Annotated in this window: 17 protein-coding genes; 10 read left to right on the forward strand and 7 right to left on the reverse strand. The window is 47.2% G+C overall.

All coding sequences use genetic code 11. From position 1 onward, the window contains the following. Window positions 1–583 precede the first annotated feature (583 nt). The gene (locus tag L6I86_RS13580; protein WP_236287825.1) at window positions 584–1,765 is read right to left on the reverse strand and encodes a GGDEF domain-containing protein; all 1,182 of its coding nucleotides are present in this window, start codon (window positions 1,763–1,765) and stop codon (window positions 584–586) included. Between the two features lie 219 nt (window positions 1,766–1,984). Between L6I86_RS13580 and L6I86_RS13585 the strand changes: the two genes are divergently transcribed. Next, complete coding sequence (locus L6I86_RS13585; protein WP_236287827.1) at window positions 1,985–2,650, forward strand: GGDEF domain-containing protein; 666 nt, start codon at window positions 1,985–1,987, stop codon at window positions 2,648–2,650. A gap of 76 nt (window positions 2,651–2,726) precedes the next feature. Here the strand turns inward: L6I86_RS13585 and L6I86_RS13590 are convergent, their stop codons facing one another. Continuing rightward, complete coding sequence (locus L6I86_RS13590) at window positions 2,727–3,134, reverse strand: DUF6855 family protein (protein ID WP_236287829.1); 408 nt, start codon at window positions 3,132–3,134, stop codon at window positions 2,727–2,729. Window positions 3,135–3,249: 115 nt separating this feature from the next. Here L6I86_RS13590 and L6I86_RS13595 point away from each other — a divergent pair, with 115 nt between their 5' ends. Genes L6I86_RS13595 through L6I86_RS13610 form a run of 4 tightly spaced genes read left to right on the forward strand, consistent with a single transcriptional unit; the run spans window position 3,250 to window position 4,967 of the window. Continuing rightward, the gene (locus tag L6I86_RS13595) at window positions 3,250–3,573 is read left to right on the forward strand and encodes an ArsR/SmtB family transcription factor (protein ID WP_236287831.1); all 324 of its coding nucleotides are present in this window, start codon (window positions 3,250–3,252) and stop codon (window positions 3,571–3,573) included. After that, window positions 3,557–4,015 carry an SRPBCC family protein gene (locus L6I86_RS13600; protein WP_236287833.1) on the forward strand — a complete coding sequence of 153 codons (459 nt, stop codon included), beginning with the start codon at window positions 3,557–3,559 and terminating at the stop codon, window positions 4,013–4,015. Before L6I86_RS13595 ends, L6I86_RS13600 begins: the two co-directional genes overlap by 17 nt. Before the next feature lie 57 nt (window positions 4,016–4,072). Further along, window positions 4,073–4,462 (forward strand): SRPBCC family protein, encoded by a 390-nt coding sequence (locus L6I86_RS13605; RefSeq protein WP_236287835.1) that lies wholly within the window; start codon window positions 4,073–4,075, stop codon window positions 4,460–4,462. A 4-nt stretch (window positions 4,463–4,466) separates the two neighbouring features. Beyond that, complete coding sequence (locus tag L6I86_RS13610; protein WP_236287837.1) at window positions 4,467–4,967, forward strand: SRPBCC family protein; 501 nt, start codon at window positions 4,467–4,469, stop codon at window positions 4,965–4,967. Window positions 4,968–5,043: 76 nt separating this feature from the next. Here L6I86_RS13610 and L6I86_RS13615 read toward each other — a convergent pair whose 3' ends face one another. Together L6I86_RS13615 and L6I86_RS13620 are read right to left on the reverse strand one after the other, a co-directional pair. Beyond that, window positions 5,044–5,754, reverse strand: coding sequence for a DsbA family oxidoreductase (locus L6I86_RS13615; RefSeq protein WP_276574856.1), 711 nt, complete (start codon window positions 5,752–5,754; stop codon window positions 5,044–5,046). A 33-nt stretch (window positions 5,755–5,787) separates the two neighbouring features. Beyond that, window positions 5,788–6,660 carry an SDR family oxidoreductase gene (locus tag L6I86_RS13620; protein ID WP_236287839.1) on the reverse strand — a complete coding sequence of 291 codons (873 nt, stop codon included), beginning with the start codon at window positions 6,658–6,660 and terminating at the stop codon, window positions 5,788–5,790. A 146-nt stretch (window positions 6,661–6,806) separates the two neighbouring features. Here L6I86_RS13620 and L6I86_RS13625 point away from each other — a divergent pair, with 146 nt between their 5' ends. After that, window positions 6,807–7,166: a winged helix-turn-helix transcriptional regulator gene (locus L6I86_RS13625; protein ID WP_056611105.1), complete on the forward strand. Its 360-nt coding sequence runs from the start codon at window positions 6,807–6,809 to the stop codon at window positions 7,164–7,166. Between the two features lie 286 nt (window positions 7,167–7,452). Here the strand turns inward: L6I86_RS13625 and L6I86_RS13630 are convergent, their stop codons facing one another. Further along, on the reverse strand, window positions 7,453–7,665 hold the full coding sequence (locus L6I86_RS13630; protein ID WP_236287841.1) for a hypothetical protein: 213 nt from the start codon (window positions 7,663–7,665) through the stop codon (window positions 7,453–7,455). Window positions 7,666–7,993: 328 nt separating this feature from the next. On the opposite strand from L6I86_RS13630, the gene L6I86_RS13635 reads away from it, so the two are divergent. Next, window positions 7,994–9,913 carry a DUF2334 domain-containing protein gene (locus tag L6I86_RS13635; protein ID WP_236287843.1) on the forward strand — a complete coding sequence of 640 codons (1,920 nt, stop codon included), beginning with the start codon at window positions 7,994–7,996 and terminating at the stop codon, window positions 9,911–9,913. 140 nt (window positions 9,914–10,053) lie between these two features. Beyond that, window positions 10,054–10,887: a thermonuclease family protein gene (locus tag L6I86_RS13640; protein ID WP_236287845.1), complete on the forward strand. Its 834-nt coding sequence runs from the start codon at window positions 10,054–10,056 to the stop codon at window positions 10,885–10,887. A 237-nt stretch (window positions 10,888–11,124) separates the two neighbouring features. Here the strand turns inward: L6I86_RS13640 and L6I86_RS13645 are convergent, their stop codons facing one another. Continuing rightward, window positions 11,125–12,396 (reverse strand): MDR family MFS transporter, encoded by a 1,272-nt coding sequence (locus L6I86_RS13645; RefSeq protein ID WP_236287847.1) that lies wholly within the window; start codon window positions 12,394–12,396, stop codon window positions 11,125–11,127. A gap of 159 nt (window positions 12,397–12,555) precedes the next feature. Beyond that, window positions 12,556–13,383: a hypothetical protein gene (locus tag L6I86_RS13650; RefSeq protein ID WP_236287849.1), complete on the reverse strand. Its 828-nt coding sequence runs from the start codon at window positions 13,381–13,383 to the stop codon at window positions 12,556–12,558. 140 nt (window positions 13,384–13,523) lie between these two features. Between L6I86_RS13650 and L6I86_RS13655 the strand changes: the two genes are divergently transcribed. After that, the gene (locus L6I86_RS13655; protein WP_236287850.1) at window positions 13,524–14,198 is read left to right on the forward strand and encodes a response regulator transcription factor; all 675 of its coding nucleotides are present in this window, start codon (window positions 13,524–13,526) and stop codon (window positions 14,196–14,198) included. Further along, window positions 14,188–15,573, forward strand: coding sequence for a sensor histidine kinase (locus L6I86_RS13660; RefSeq protein WP_236287852.1), 1,386 nt, complete (start codon window positions 14,188–14,190; stop codon window positions 15,571–15,573). Before L6I86_RS13655 ends, L6I86_RS13660 begins: the two co-directional genes overlap by 11 nt. The last annotated feature ends 82 nt before the right edge of the window (window positions 15,574–15,655 follow it).

The following is a 15,655-nucleotide window of genomic DNA, read 5'->3' on the forward strand; positions in this document are numbered from 1 at the left end:
ATTGTACCTTTGCCGTTGTTCACCCATTGTGAACACCTCCTCGTTGTATCTATTATCTTAAATCTGTTAACGAGGTGTCCACTTTTTATTCTAGTTGCAGTTTTCCAGTTAATACACCAACGCCGTCTGAAATCTCGTTCGATAGAAAGTGCATAACTCTTACCCGTGGCGTCTTTCCCTACCTTCACAAACAGAAACTCAACACGACCGTAATATCTTTCTCCGTTAGATCGATATGTCCATGTTCGTTTCGGTTTAATTGATACCCGTTCTCTTCGATCCCCTTACATATACGAAATAGCCGATGTTCATCCATCTGGATTAACTTTGCGAAATGTGCTAGATACATGGGCTTATCATTTAGAGAAATCATTCTACCTACCTACTCTCTGTGAGGTTTTTTTGCGACTTAGCATTAAATTAACAAGAATAGGTTGAAAAGTATCAGGAAAATTGTCGTCGATACGTTTGAAATAGGGATTGTTTGGTAGTTTGTCACAATCCGTGTTCAGATAGTCAGAGGTGAACGAGAAAATACAAAAGGCCGCCGCATCATAGCGACAGCCTACTTACATGAAAATTGCTAAGCATGTACCAATTGTTTATCTACAGCCCCACGGTATACACCGTTTCGACCGTTCCTTTTGGCCTGGTATAGGGCCTTGTCACACGTGGAGTAAAGCTCCTCAAGATGTGTCCGTTCATCCGGTATGACCGTGAGAACTCCTAAACTAATGGTATAGGAAAGCTGTAATCCAGGAACTAGCGCACCTTCTGCAGCCTGTCTAAGCTTCTCAGAATAAAGCGAGGAATCTCGCTCATCCATGCCAGGTACGATGATGGCAAATTCGTCACCGCCGTATCTGGCGAAAAGATCATCAGCGCCGAGCTGCTCCTTCATTCGTGTCGTGAGGTCGACGAGCACTTGATCGCCCGTATCATGACCGAATGTATCATTGATGGACTTGAAATTATCAATATCAAATAGCAGCAAGGTGATTGGTTTCTGCATTTTCGCGTAAGAAGTAATGTATTGATTGGTACGTGTGATGAACGTCCTGCGGTTCAGCGTACCAGTCAAATCGTCATAATTGGCCAGCCGAATAAGTGCTTGGTCGGTTTGTTCTTTCATCAAGAGAATGAATCCCGTATTTCCCGCAATCATGACGAAATATTGGCCGAGTAGGACCATGGTCTGATTACCGTTCATATGATAAAAGCTGATCAACGTTTCGAAGAATACGGCACTAACGGTTCGAATCAGAAGAAATACCAAGACTGTAAGGTATAGATAGCCTAGCACATGGGTCACCATGGAAGCAGCTCGTTTTTGAATCATTTTGTATGCGGGTATGAGAAGGCCCGTAGCTATACCCATAGAAACAAAGGAAATTCTGAGCTTCTCTACGTTGTCGAAAAGAAGGATGGAATGGAAGCCCACAATGTTGAAAATTGTCAAAGCAATATACAGGTTACGCGTCAACTTGCTCAGGATATTCTGAATTTTCAGCACGGAAATGGTTTCAAAGGCATAACCGATAAAAAGTGAGGAGTTCACAAGAGAGATTGTAAGTGGATCCGATAGACCGTCACGGACAATTAAGATCACCCACGCAGTGGCTTGTAAGCATTTTGCATAGAAAAAGTATCTGATTGTACTTTCGTTCTTATGCTGACGCCAGTAGGCGATTATGAACACGGCTGTAAATAGGTGGCCGATGACCAGTGTCAACAGGATGGTTTTCATATCTAGAAGTAGATCCATTTTGAACCTCATCTGACTGTTAGAAGTTTTTGGATGTTCTCAAAAAAATTGTCGAATACCACTACTTTACCATAAAATTGAAGTGGTTTGCTTCGAATTTTTGCTAACGATCATTTTCGAGTCGATTCGACTGCACAAACCAAATATTCCTTGAAATGTATGGAACAAGTGTGTCACTATAGACCTAGATAGACATAAATTAAATGATGGTGATTTGGGATGAATTATTCGGGACGAATCGTTATAATTTCGGTCGTTTTAGTCACGATTGTAGCCTTAAGAACCTACGGTACGATGTATTATAATTTTCCTTCTCTTCAGTTCCCTGTCGCTGGCATATTGATTTTATTGGCAAGCTGGGTGCTAGGCACGCAGTATGATCGATTGAAGTTCCTCTCAGAGAAAGATAACCTTACAACACTGTATAACAGAAGATTCATCCTCGAAGCCTTTCCTAAGCTCACTACTTCGGTGGAGCGCAGACAAGGGCAGTTGATTTTATATTTTATCGATGTCGATAACTTCAAATTAATTAACGATTCTCGCGGTCACAAGATCGGTGATCAAGTTCTGCAGCGTATCGCGAATGTCTTACTGCTCAATTTACAGAAAAAAGATTTAGCCGCACGGTGGGCGGGGGATGAATTTCTGATCCTATCGACGTCTACGGATGCGTCCAAGAAAGAAGTACTGATCAGTCATATTCAGAATGAATTAAAGCTAGCTTCGCGAGAGTTCAATTTGGAAATATCCGTATCGATCGGGACGGCTGTGTATCCTGACGATGCGCGAACGTTGGATGATTTACTACATGCAGCGGATCTCGATATGTACTCTTTGAAGTTAGATAGGAAAAATACGAACATTATGGTTGAAAGCCACTAAACGATCAGAAAGAGCCTGTCACTTGTAAGTAAAGTGACAGGCTCTTTTCTTCATGACGGAGTGGTTACTGCATATTTTATAACGCCCGCATCCGATTATTTCTTGGATTGTGTTCGACTTCTGCAAGACCAAGTGCCTCCATTAATGGGGGGACATACATGCCGAATCTGCCGCGGAAACCTTTCTTCAACCCATACCAACCTCCAATGGGGTTTTCAGGAGAACGCCCCCAAGCTTCAACCGTGCCTTCTTTGGCGGGCTTCTGCTCATCAGCGCTGCCTAGCTCGATCCAATCTCCATGCTGTTTGAGCATCTCTTGTAAGTCATTAATGCAACGGTAGTCGTAATGCAAAACGGTTTTGCCTACTGTGCAAACAAGGATAGCCTTGCCATCTTTTTCGTCTTTATACATCTCATATTCGGAGGTTTGTGGGGGCGTTTTTAATGGCCATGGATTTTCTTTCGTACCGATCACTGTCGACATTGGTATGACTCCTCGATTTCGTATTTGAACTTATGTACAGAATATATCAAATGAGGAAACACTACAACCACTTAATTAAGTTGACACTTAATTAAGTGTGTGCTAAATTAATGTCATGATAGATAAAGCCATTCAAGCGATAACGGAGCCTAGGCGCAGAGATATTTTACATCTTGTCCGTGATGGAGAGCTGACCTCCAGCGCGATTGCGTCACATTTTGACGTATCAGCACCAGCCATATCACAGCACCTGAAGGTGCTCGAAGAAGCAGGACTCGTTGTAGTGAGACGAGACGGTACCAAACGATTTTATGGAATAAGGAGGGAAGGGTTTGCGGAGCTTATGCAGTATATCGAGAGCTTCTGGGATGACAGCTTAATGCGATTGAAAGAAGCAGCAGAAGAGGAGGAAAGGAGAAAACATGACGCTAATGAGTAGCAGTGACACGATTAAGAAAGAAATTTATATTGAATGCCGACCGGAGACATTGTTTTCTTTTTTTACGGATCCTGAGAAATTAGTTCGTTGGATGGGACGCCACGTACTGCTTGATCCGAGTATCGGGGGCAAGTATCGTATTGATGTGAATGGCAGCGACATTGCGATGGGGGAATATAAGGAATTGATTCCGAACGAGAAAATCGTGATGACGTGGGGCTGGGAAAAATCGAAGGTGGTTCCGCCGGGGGCCAGTACGGTTGAATTTAAACTGACGCCGAAAGATAACGGGACGCTTTTGGAATTGACGCATTATGATTTGCCAGCAACCGAAGTTGCTTCACATGTACAAGGATGGACACATTATTTGCCTCGTATTCAAGCTATTGCACAAGGCCAAGATCCGGGTATCGATCCGTGGTCAGAGCAAGCAATGCATTAAACATTGGAATACCATATAAATGACTACACTAATTTGAAATTGTGGAGGTACGTAATGATGAGTGGAACGATTCGTCAAGAAGTAACATTTACAGCTGGCCCTGCACGTATTTATGAAATCCTTACGAGTAGCGAGCAATTCAGCAAAGCTAGCGGCGGTGCTCCCACGGAGATTAGCACAGAAGAAGGCGGGACTTTCTCCTGCTTCGGCGGCATGATTCTCGGCCGTAACATTGAGCTTGTACCGAACAAACGTGTTGTACAAGCTTGGCGTGTGGCGAATTGGCCGGAAGGTGTCTATTCGCTAGTCAAATTCGAGCTTCAGGAGAAAGGGTCGGAAACGTTGCTAATAATTGACCATTCTGCCTTCCCAGAAGAGCAAGGCGAGCATCTTGCAGCAGGTTGGCAAACGAATTATTGGGAGCCGATAGCGAAATTATTGGCTTAATTGAGTGAAGAAGCGCGCTGATGGTTGGCGTGCTTTTTACATTGAAATGGAGGTGGTCAATTTGGTTGATGTTTTCAGCGAAATATTAATCAATTGTCCTCGTGAGCAAGTATCGGAATATGCGGCTAACCCAGATAGAGCACCGGAATGGTATGTGAATATTAAATCGGCCGAATGGCAAACATCTAAACCTCTCCAGGTAGGGTCGAAAATTGCTTTTAAAGCCAATTTCCTAGGTAGACAACTAGCCTATGTGTATGAAGTCACGGAGTTTAGTCGTGGTCATAAACTTGTGATGCGTACCGCCAACGGACCTTTTCCCATGGAAACAACGTATACGTGGGATTCAGTGGGTAGTAGTCGTACCACGCGGATGACTTTACGCAACAAAGGGAATCCGGCAGGTTTTTTCACGTTATTTTCTCCGTTTATGTCATTGATGATGAAAAGGGCTAACCAAAAGGACTTGAATAAAGTGAAGTTGATTCTGGAAGCGCGCTCGTGAGTACGCGAATGAACATAAAAGTAGAAGAAGCACCCGCGAGGGTGCTTCTTCTTTGTCATGAGTGCAAACGCCGATATTACGATTTGCTTGGGATAACGCATGTACCGTCCAAACAAGCCTCATCGTTGGCTGGCGCTGCAACCTGTTTCGGCTGCTCGGCATCCCAGAGCTGTTGCATAGCATTTAAGTAAACGCCGCTTGCTTGAGCCCCGGATATGGCATGCTTGCCGTTAATGACATAATACGGAACGCCGCGGATTCCCATGCGGCTGCTATTCTCTTCTTCGGTCCGCACCGACTGGGCGAACTGATCACTCGCGAGAACGGACAAAGCTTCTTCCCGGTCGATTCCCACGGCTGCAGCGATGTCCGCAAGGATACTGTGGTCGCTGATGTTTGTGGATTCCGTGAAATAGGCGCGGAATAACAACTCGGATACAGCGGCGCCTTTGCCTTGTGTCTCAGCAAAAAGCCGTAAACGATGAGCATCGAATGTGTTCGTCAGCACGAGGCTGTCGAATTGAAAGTCGAGCCCTTCTACCGCCGCTTGCTGACGCATCTTCTCATTCATAGCAATAGCTTCCTGACGGCTCATGCCGTACCGGGAAGAGAGCATATCATAGACGTCATGCGGGACGCTTTTGGGTGCGTGACGGTCTAGCTCGAAGCTGCGATAGACAACTTCAACCTGATCGCGGTGTGCAAACTCCGCGAGGGCCTGCTCAAAGCGGCGTTTGCCCATGTAACAGAACGGACAAGCAAAGTCCGACCAAATTTCAACTTGCATGAGGTTCACCTCTTTGTTGAGTTAATATAAGGATTATTTATTGAATAATAGCGCAATACTTTCATGAATGGAAGTCGGTTTTTTCCCGATGAGCTTCTCAAGGTCTAGGGATGTGTGTCCTTCTGTTCCTGCGGCCATCTTCCTGTCAATGGCAACTAGGAACTGGGCGAGACCTTCAGGCAGTCCAGCCTGAACCATACCTTGGAAGGAGTCAGCATCAGAGACGGATTGGTGAGTTACTTTTTTGCCGGATATGTGAGATAAAATGTCTGCTAATTGCTCGAAGCTCCATGACTCGGATGACGCTAATTCGTAGACTTGGCCTTGATGTCCTTCTTCGGCAAGAACAGTTGCAGTAGCCAACGCTAAGTCATCACGTGTTACTGTATTAATTTTCCCAGTACCTGCAGAATTTATAATGCTGCCGGTATCGATGTAACCCTGCAAGCTTGGATTAACATAAAGCTCCTGATACCACGTATTGCGCAGGATTGTTGTTGGAATGCCTGATGCCTTCAGCGCGAATTCGGTTGCTAGATGTACGTTAGCCAAAGGGGCGAAAGCATCGACATCCGCAAAGGCGAAACTCGTGTAGACAATGTGGGGAACGCCTGCTTTTTTGGCGGCTTCAATTGCGCTAACATGTTTACGAACACGACTGATCGACTCATCTTGTGGGGAAGAAATCAGCAAAAGCTTAGATGCATCCGCATAAGCTTGCTCCAGTGAGGCTGGATCATCCCAATCACCATATCGAACTTCAATGCCTAGCTCTGCAAATTCAGCGGCTTTTTCTGTGTTACGAACACTAACAGCAATCTCGCTTGCTGGAACTCTTGCTAATAAATGCTTGACGACTAATTTCCCTAATTCACCTGTTGCTGCGGTAACGATGATTTTTGACATCATGGACGTCCTCCTATTTATATAAAATGTTGTTGGATAATTCGGCATAGTCATATATTATTATAGTAGCTCGAAATATGTAAGTAGTAATTAAAAAATGACCTAGTCATAAAAATAGAACCATCAAGGAAGGAGCGGGATTGCATATGTCTCGGACAACATTTCAGGGGGAAATTCCAGAGGAACAAATCGAAGTCTGCCCCGTTACCGCCACCCAAAATGTCATTGCAGGGAAGTGGAAAATCCTTATTCTATGGCATTTAAGGGAAACGAGGAGATTCGGTGAGCTGCAGCGACTGGTGCCAGGGGTATCCAAGGGCATACTGACGTCGCAGTTGAGAGAGTTAGAAAAGGATGATATGGTTCATCGGAAAGTCTATCAGGAAGTTCCTCCGAAGGTTGAATACTCACTGACGGAAGCAGGACGAAGCTTCATACCGATCCTTGAGCGTATGGGGGAGTGGGGGAAGAAGTACGGGATGATGAGTAAAAAGAGTGGTGAGTGAAAGCCGCGAAAAGCACTTAGAAGCAAATAGAGCCTACGGAGGTATAGTAAAAACGACTTGCAGGTAGGATGTAAGAGAGAGAATCTTGAACGAACTTGAACAGCGTCGGGGAGGGGGGAGATCGCGCGGAGAAGCTAGTTCGTCATTTCCTGTTGAAGTATCCGAATAGATCAGCTTTTATAGATGAGCTGGACAAAATTAAGTTCAATTAGTACAACCCCCGACTGCGAGAGTCGGGGGTTTATTTGGGTTAACTAGTCAAGTTAACGTATATGTAGATGTTCACTTACTGTGGATTCGCAATAATCTTCCCGTTTTGCCATTCGAATTCATACTCAAATTGTTCGGTGGAGTCATAAAGGGCTGGTGAGTACGGACCAACAATGTGTTTGTCTGTACGTTGATCCATAAGCTGATCGGGCTGACTCTCTTTGGCAGCAACACCTAAAACCGATAGGGACACTATACAAAAAAATACGAAACCTATTTTGGCTATCATAGTCGGAGGCCTCCGTTACAATAAGATATCTTCATCATACGTTGCGTATGTCATTGCAGTATTAGCTGAAAGTAAAGAGATTGTATTTACTATTATTCTTACCCAACTGCTTAGAAATGAAACAGGTGAGCTATGTTTCGACTGATATCAACGACATAGTCCGATTTCTCCGAAGCGTTTTCACACACTCTAGACATTACTTAAAATACATTTTGACCTCTGTTCAAACTCTTATAGTAAGAAATCATAGATTCATATATAATTTAGGAGAAAAATGTCGAAATCATAGATATAATCTACGTTTTACATAATGGGGGAGCAGGCTAGCGTGAAACGTAAATTGTGGCAGCAAATTGGAATAGGGATCGTCGGTGGTGTTCTTGCAACCATTGGGCTTGCCGCGTATATCCCTTTGAATACAGAGATGAATGACACTCCGAATATAGGGAAGCGTCATGCTATGATACGACTGGAGGATGTCGGACTTGGCGGCGACTACAACACGCTCGAAGGCCTAGGGAAATTGCGGGCCGTCATGACCTATATTGAGTCTGAGCACGTGCCTTTTCATGTTGCTGTGATTCCAAGAAGGATGAGCTTGCAAGATGACGGCGTCTGGAAGGAAAAGGGGATCGACGATCCAAATCCAGACGAAATAGTAAGCGCATTCATTAAGCTTCTCCAACAGGCAGAGCAACAAGGCGGCGTATTGGGTATGCACGGGTACCGGCATCAATATGGCGAGACGTATCGCTCGGATGGCGAGCAAAATTCAGGAATAGGCTCAGAATTTAACATTAAAGATGCACCGGAAACGCAAGAGCTGTCGTATGCGGCGGAACGGATGAAAGAAAGCCTGGCTGCCTTTGCTGGAGCAGGTTTACATCCGGCGTTCTGGGAGTCCCCTCACTATAAAGATACCCATGAACAACAGGCAGTGTTTCGTTCCTTCGTCGGCCTTATGTATCAACCGGATCTCTACGCCAAAAACGCACATGATGATATGAATACCTATGATACGATCAATACGTACGGACAAGATAGTTTGGGTTCCGTCTATGTCCCTGCGCCATATCGCTATATAAGTGATGCTGCATCGGTTGACCGGATGTTGGAGAAGGCAGCGAAGGATGATGGACTAGCCTCCTTTTACTTCCATCCGTTTTTGGAATTCTCGCACCTAGAGCCTGTAATGGCCGCAAATGGGAACCCAGAAGAGAAGGATGGTATTCCCGTCTATCAATATAAAGAGGGAGACACAGGCTCCTACTTGCATAAATTGATTACCGGTTTCAAAAAGCTAGATTATCGCTGGATGTCCCTGCATGATATCGTTCCATTCACACCAGCGCATCGCGTGATGCTGCCACCAAGAACGAAGCTGCAAAATGTCATGCTTGGCGATGTTACAGGCCGTGGACATGCGGATGTCGTTGTACGCCAGCTGCATCGCGTTCTGGTAATTCCGGGGAATTACGATATGCCGAGAAATCGCCAGCAGGAAGCTTCACAAGTATGGTTAAGAGAAACGTTTATGCCCGATGAGTCACTCCTACTCGTCGATGTTAATGGTGATGGGAAGCAAGATCTGCTTGCGTATAACACAGAAACAGGGAATGTGAGGGTGGCTATAGCGGATAAGCGACAGTTCCTTCCAGTCCGCACAATCGGTGCTTTACCAATAGGACTTTCTTCTGTTCGCACGCTCCGATCCAGTCATGGCATGGGCTTAATTGCCAAAGGAGACAAGGGACTTGTGCAAGTTAACCTATTAAATCAGCAGTTGACGTATACAGAGTCAAACACGAAGCTGCCCGAGGATGCAGAAATTTTCACAGCCCAATTGCAGGAAACGGATAAAGATGATGATATCCTGTGCGTCTCGCATAAGGAGAAACGGGTATCCATTATGTATCATCAAGGGCAAGGGGGGTTCGCTGATCCGCAGACGGCAGGCGGAGTTTCCTTTGGAAATAGCGACCAGCTGCTGGTTGGTGATACGAATGGCGACGGGCGAGGTGATTTAATTGCCTATACGGCGGAGACGGGCATTTGGCGGGTATTCCAGAACGAGGGTGAGAACCATTTCCAGCCGTTGGATAACGAATTTGGACCCTGGGCACAAGGGAAGGAACGACGTGCAATGGTCGCTGATTTTGACGGCAATCGGAAGATGGACATCAGTTCTTATAATGAAACGGAGCATGTGTTGGATTTGGCGCTTTCGTTTCGAAGCGGAACGCCTTAGTCACGAGAAAAAGCACCGAAGAGGGTGCTTTTTTCTTTGCGAATTGACCAGAGCGTGTACCATGCAATCTGATATAATAGGTAACATACATACGAGATCGTAGACCACTAGAACAGTCATCATATGGAGGTTACAACGCAATGGTAAACGCAATCCTAAGCTTTTATGTCAAAAAACAAATTGTCCGTGCAGGCATTTTCTTGCTGCTTATCATGGTGGTGTCGGCATGTTCGTCATCACAAGTAGATGTTGGTATTGCAACACCTTCCGCAGCTGCGTCCGCTTCTAACAAGGCAACCGTCAAGGGAACGGATAAATCTACGATAAATAAGCGAATTCCCGCAAAAGTAGTTCGGGTCGTTGATGGCGACACGATGAAGATCTCTTTTACCGACGGCGGCAAAGATAAAGAAGAAACGATCCGTCTACTGCTTGTAGATACGCCAGAAAGTGTGGATCCCGAGAAGCCGGTTCAGCCTTTTGCGTTGGAAGCGTCCAATTATGCCAAAACGATGCTTACAGGCCAAGACGTTCAGCTGGAATTGGATGTGTCGGAGCGGGATAAATATGGGCGATTGCTGTGTTATCTGTATATTGGGGATAAAATGTTCAATGAGCTCCTGCTCGAAAATGGCTATGCCCGAGTTGCGTATATTTACCCGCCGAACGTGAAATATGTCGATCAGTTCCGTGAAATTCAGAAGAAGGCACAGCAGAAAGCTTTGAACATCTGGAGCGTAGAAAATTATGCGCAAGAGGATGGGTATCACGAAGGTGTGGTGAAGGGGGGGGCTGCGGCATCACCGAAGTCAACTACAACTCCGAAACCAGTGACGACCTTGCAGCCGAAAGCGAACACGACTTACAACTCGTGCAAGGAGGCCAACGCAGCTGGAGCTTACAAGATCAAGAAAGGCGAGCCAGGCTACAGCGCGAAGCTGGATGGGGACGGGGACGGCGTAGCATGTGAGTAGTAAGACAGATTTAGATGGATTTCCTACATCTAAATTATCCCATTCCGGCCGAAAAGCGAATTTGTCGCGAAAATACCTGCATGTTTTCCAGTTAAAGTGAATTTAAAGATGAAATCTCCGAAATTAACTACGTATTTTCCAGTTATTTGGTGAGTGGAGGCCTAACGGGGAGTTCTCACCCGCAATCATGCAAAATAATGAGAAAAAGCACCCTTACGGGTGCTTTTTCTCATTAGCCTACTGCAGCGCAGTCTGCTTATCATACTGATTAAACATCATGTTGTAGATCGCAGCGGAGAGAACCGCTAGTGCCGCCAACAAGATGAACGTCCAGGTAAAGCCGATCCAACTGCTGATCGGAATCGATAGTGGGGCTATGGTGCGCCCGAGCGTATAACGCAAGCTAGAGGCAGCAAAATATTGGCCGCGGATATGGTCCGGCGCCAGTCTGGACACGAAGGCTTGCTGTGGTCCTGCGGACATGAGCTCGGCAAGCGTGAAGACGGCTATCGCGATGGTTAATCCCCAGAAGGTAGACATCTGGCAGAACATCACCATGCCTAGCGCGTAGAAAAGAGCACCGCCGATGAACACATAACGATCGCGATATATCAGCATCCATTTGGTCACGATGACCGTGAAAATGGCGACGAATAAACCATTCTCGGAAACAATCAAGCCGAATAGCTGCTTACCCGTAAGCTGGAGATCCCAGTCATGGTAGGAGAAGATTGTCGTGAGCGGCATTGTTTCTTCCAAGAAGACAGGAAAAAGCAAATCCAGCTGCATGAAGGTCTGCGAAAGCAGCACGCCAGCGATAACGAACAGCAGGAATACACGGTCCGTGGCAATGATTTTGTAGTCGCGCAGCTGCACCGCGATGGCATGGTACCAAGGGGTGTCAGCTTGTGCGCGATGGCGATCCGCTAGCTGCTTCGGCAGCGTTTCGTGTAAGCGTCGTGACATCATGAGCGCGAGTAACACGCAAACTACAGCAGCTGCGGCCAGCACAAGATACGGATTGTCTTTATAGAGGAGGGAACCGAGTAAAGGTCCTACAACGACGGCCATGTTCGCGGTTGTATAGAAGATGGCGAACACGCTCGAGCGATGCTCCTCATCCACGACATCCGCCACCATTGCTTGGCTGGCAGGCCAATACAACGAGCCGCAAAAGCTAGCGAAGCTGAAGCCGATGAAGCTCATAACGGGCATGGCCAGCCAAGGAGAAGCGGCCAGTGCGAAGATTCCGTAGCCGACGGCTTGTCCCAAAGCGGCGATCACCATCATTCGTTTGCGTCCGAACCGATCTGCGCTGTAGCCGCCGAGCAAATTGCCGAACACAGAAAGCGCCTGCGATAAGACCAGAAGAATACCCGTCCAACCTTTACCGAACGAATTGGCGAAGTAGATAGATAAGAACGGAAAGAAAGCCCAAAAAATAACGTTAAAAGCGGTTTCTCCGCCGAGGCGGATTTTTAAATTAATGTCCCAATCTTTGATCTTCATTATTTAATTTACCTCTGGTTAATTTAAGTATCTCCCTATCATACTACCAATCTTCGTGCGGAAACAAGGCGGGTGGGAGAATGAATGGTTCCAGTTGCACCAAATATTAACGGGAAAAGGAGCTTGCCACAGATGAACTGTGACAAGCTCCTTCTCATGTTAATCGAGGGTAATCGAGGTGATACTGCCGTTTGTTTTAAAATCTTGCGTAAACGCCACCATGGCTTTGGCCGTTATGGTGCCAGTTGGCCCTGTAATGGTAACTGTTGGCGTGGAGGAATAGCCAGCACCCGGATTTTTGATTGTAATGCCAGTTACCACACCATCAGTGACGATGGCTGTTGCGATAGCGGAGGTCTTTTGCCAAGTTGCCGTTCGATTCCCGTTGTAGCGGTAGAAATTAGATACTTCATCCAGACGTTCGTTAGTGATGCCGTAAGGCCCAAGTACCTTCATTAAAGCGGCTTTGTTTCGTTGTGCGAGCTCATGACTCGGTTGGCTGTCTAACCCAGATGGCGTCACTCCGCTAAAAGCTTCTCGAAACACCTCAGTAGGTACACCAAGAGCGGCGGCAATCAGCACAACGGGCCGTCCTTTGTCCTGAGGATCAGTTGTGAGTCCACCTGAAATTACGACGGAATAGGTAGAAGGATTCGGAATTCCGCTGGCGGGTTCACTGATGGAAGGAGGTGAGCTGGCAGGTGAGCTTGACGGAAGGCCATCTCCTTGACCTTGCCCCGAGCAATCCACACCATCGTGGTTAGGAGGAGGCGGATTCTGACCATTAACGCGAGGGCCACCTGGCTTGCCGGCTTCTCCTTGTCTTGGCTTCGGCTTTGCTGGCTTATCCTGTGGGGCAGATGTTGCCGTTGGCGATGTGTCTGTTGCAGCGAATACTTGGCTGCCTGCGCTTAAAACAATAATTCCACTGCCTGCTAGTACAACAGATAATGCGCTTGCGAGGATGATTTTAGTTTGGAGGTTCATGGGGATCTTCCCTTCGTTTTCGTAGATTTGTTGTTCCATGAGACCTATGTTAACCCCACTTGGTGAAATTACGGTGAAAGCCCGAAGGCGATAGATTATACTTAATTGTAGTAGAGCGAACGAGAGATGGTGGCGGATAGATGAAGCTTTTATTAGCAGAAGATGATGTGAAATTAGGCGAGCTAACGACGTATATGTTGAAAAAAAAGACCGGCTGCAGCGTCGATTGGGTGCAAACGGGGAACGATGCTTTCGACTATGCCGCAGCCTCTAGCTATGACGTGGTCATTCTCGATTGGATGATGCCTGAGGGAGATGGGCGTGACACCTGTGCTAGGCTGCGCCAGGCGGGATATCGAGGAGCTATTCTAATGCTCACGGCCAAAGACGGGCTGCGAGATCGAGTCGAAGGACTGGATGCGGGGGCGGATGATTATCTCGTGAAGCCTTTTGAAATGGACGAGCTGTTGGCCCGCTTGCGGGCGCTGATGCGCAGAAGCTTTGCTCCTTTGCAGGACGACATTGTGCGAATGGGAGAGCTGGAATTGCAGCGGACGAATCAGATGGTTCGGCAGAGCGGTCAAGACATTCAGTTGTCTCCGCGTGAGTTTCAGATTTTGGACCTGCTGCTGCAGAATAAGGGGCGGACGCTTACGCGTGAGGTTATTTTAGATAAAGTATGGGGCTTAGATGCCGATGTGAATTTAAAATCGATCGATGCAATCATCAAATTAATTCGTAAGAAGCTGGAGTCTTCCGATGCACGGGAGCTCATTCAGAGCGTGAGAGGTGTAGGGTATAAAATTGAAGCGTAACAAGAGCTGGCTGAATAAGCGCCTGTCTGAAGGGAATTTATTTGACCAGACGCGCCATAAACTTACGCTGCAATACAGCGGCGTGCTAATGATCTTTCTTGGGCTATTCGTTGTCATTGTGTATACCTTGCTGTACATGTTGATTTGGAGCGACCAACGGTCCCGTCTGACCGAGTTAACGAATAGTGAGCTGCAGGTTTTGCAGAAATGGGTCGATGGGGACACCAATCCGAAGCGCCAGCCACCGCGCTCTGTAGAGGATGCCTTCTCGATCAGTGCGGATCAATCGTTTTATTACCTCATTTCCGATATAGGGAATGTGCAATTAGGTGATGAGACGCAGCCGGAATTACGAGAGCAGATGATGGCATTAATCGCGAAGGGGCAGTTCAAGGGAGCGCGGACCCAGCAAACGACCTTGCAGACGTTCGATCAGCCCTCAGTGGATGTCCAAGGACGACCGCAAAACGGGGAGGATGCCCGGTTTCTCGTGACTAATCGGGAACTGAAGAAGAACGGACAGTTGATCGGTACCTTATATGTAGGGAAGGAAGTCACCTTTCAGCATCAGCTTTTTCGCTTATTGCTCTTCCTGATGGTAGGAATGGCGCTGCTCTTCTTTGTACTCGCGCTGTGGTTCAGTCATCGTATGGCGCGTAGAGCGATCATTCCGATTGCCAAAGCGTATGAGCGGCAACGCGAGTTCGTTGCCGATGCTTCGCATGAGCTGCGTACCCCGCTCAGCGTTGTGCTCACTTCCATCGAGGCGCTGCAACTTGATGCGGATGAAAGTAATCCCTTCACCAATAACGTGCTGAAGGGTATGAAAGACGAGGTCAACGCCATCACGAGGCTGACCAGCGAGCTGTTGCAGCTGGCACGGTCGGATGCTGACGAGTTCGTGCTGGAGCGTTCCAGCTTTCAAGTGAAAGCCGCAGCCGAAAGCGTAATAGCGAAGCTGCTGCCCGCAGCGCAGGCCAAAGGCATGGCACTAAAGCTGCAAGCGCCTGACGAGCTGACCGTGGAGTGGGATCGGGGCAAATTGACGCAATTGTTGGTGATTCTCATCGATAACGCGATTAAATATACGCTGGATGGTGGAGACGTGCACGTCATTCTTGCGGATAAGGTGGAAAAAGGAGCACGCTTTCTCACGCTCGACGTGAGGGATAATGGGATGGGGATCGCACCGGAGGCCCTGCCGCGTGTTTTTGACCGGTTTTACCGGCAGGATAAGGCTCGAACTCGGCAGGATGGCGGTCATGGTCTTGGACTTGCCATCGCGAAGAACCTTGTGGATGCCGCACATGGGACGATCCAGGTGGAGAGTCAGCAGGGGGTAGGCAGCACGTTTCGCGTGCGGATTTCTGTGTAGGCCAAACCGACTAATTCCGGTGAAACGGAGCTAAAGTCTCAGAGTTAGTCTATCAAACCGACTACTCTGTAGAAACGGAGCC

This window comes from Paenibacillus allorhizoplanae (assembly GCF_927798215.1).
GTDB classification, from domain to species: Bacteria; Bacillota; Bacilli; order Paenibacillales; family NBRC-103111; genus Paenibacillus_E; species Paenibacillus_E allorhizoplanae.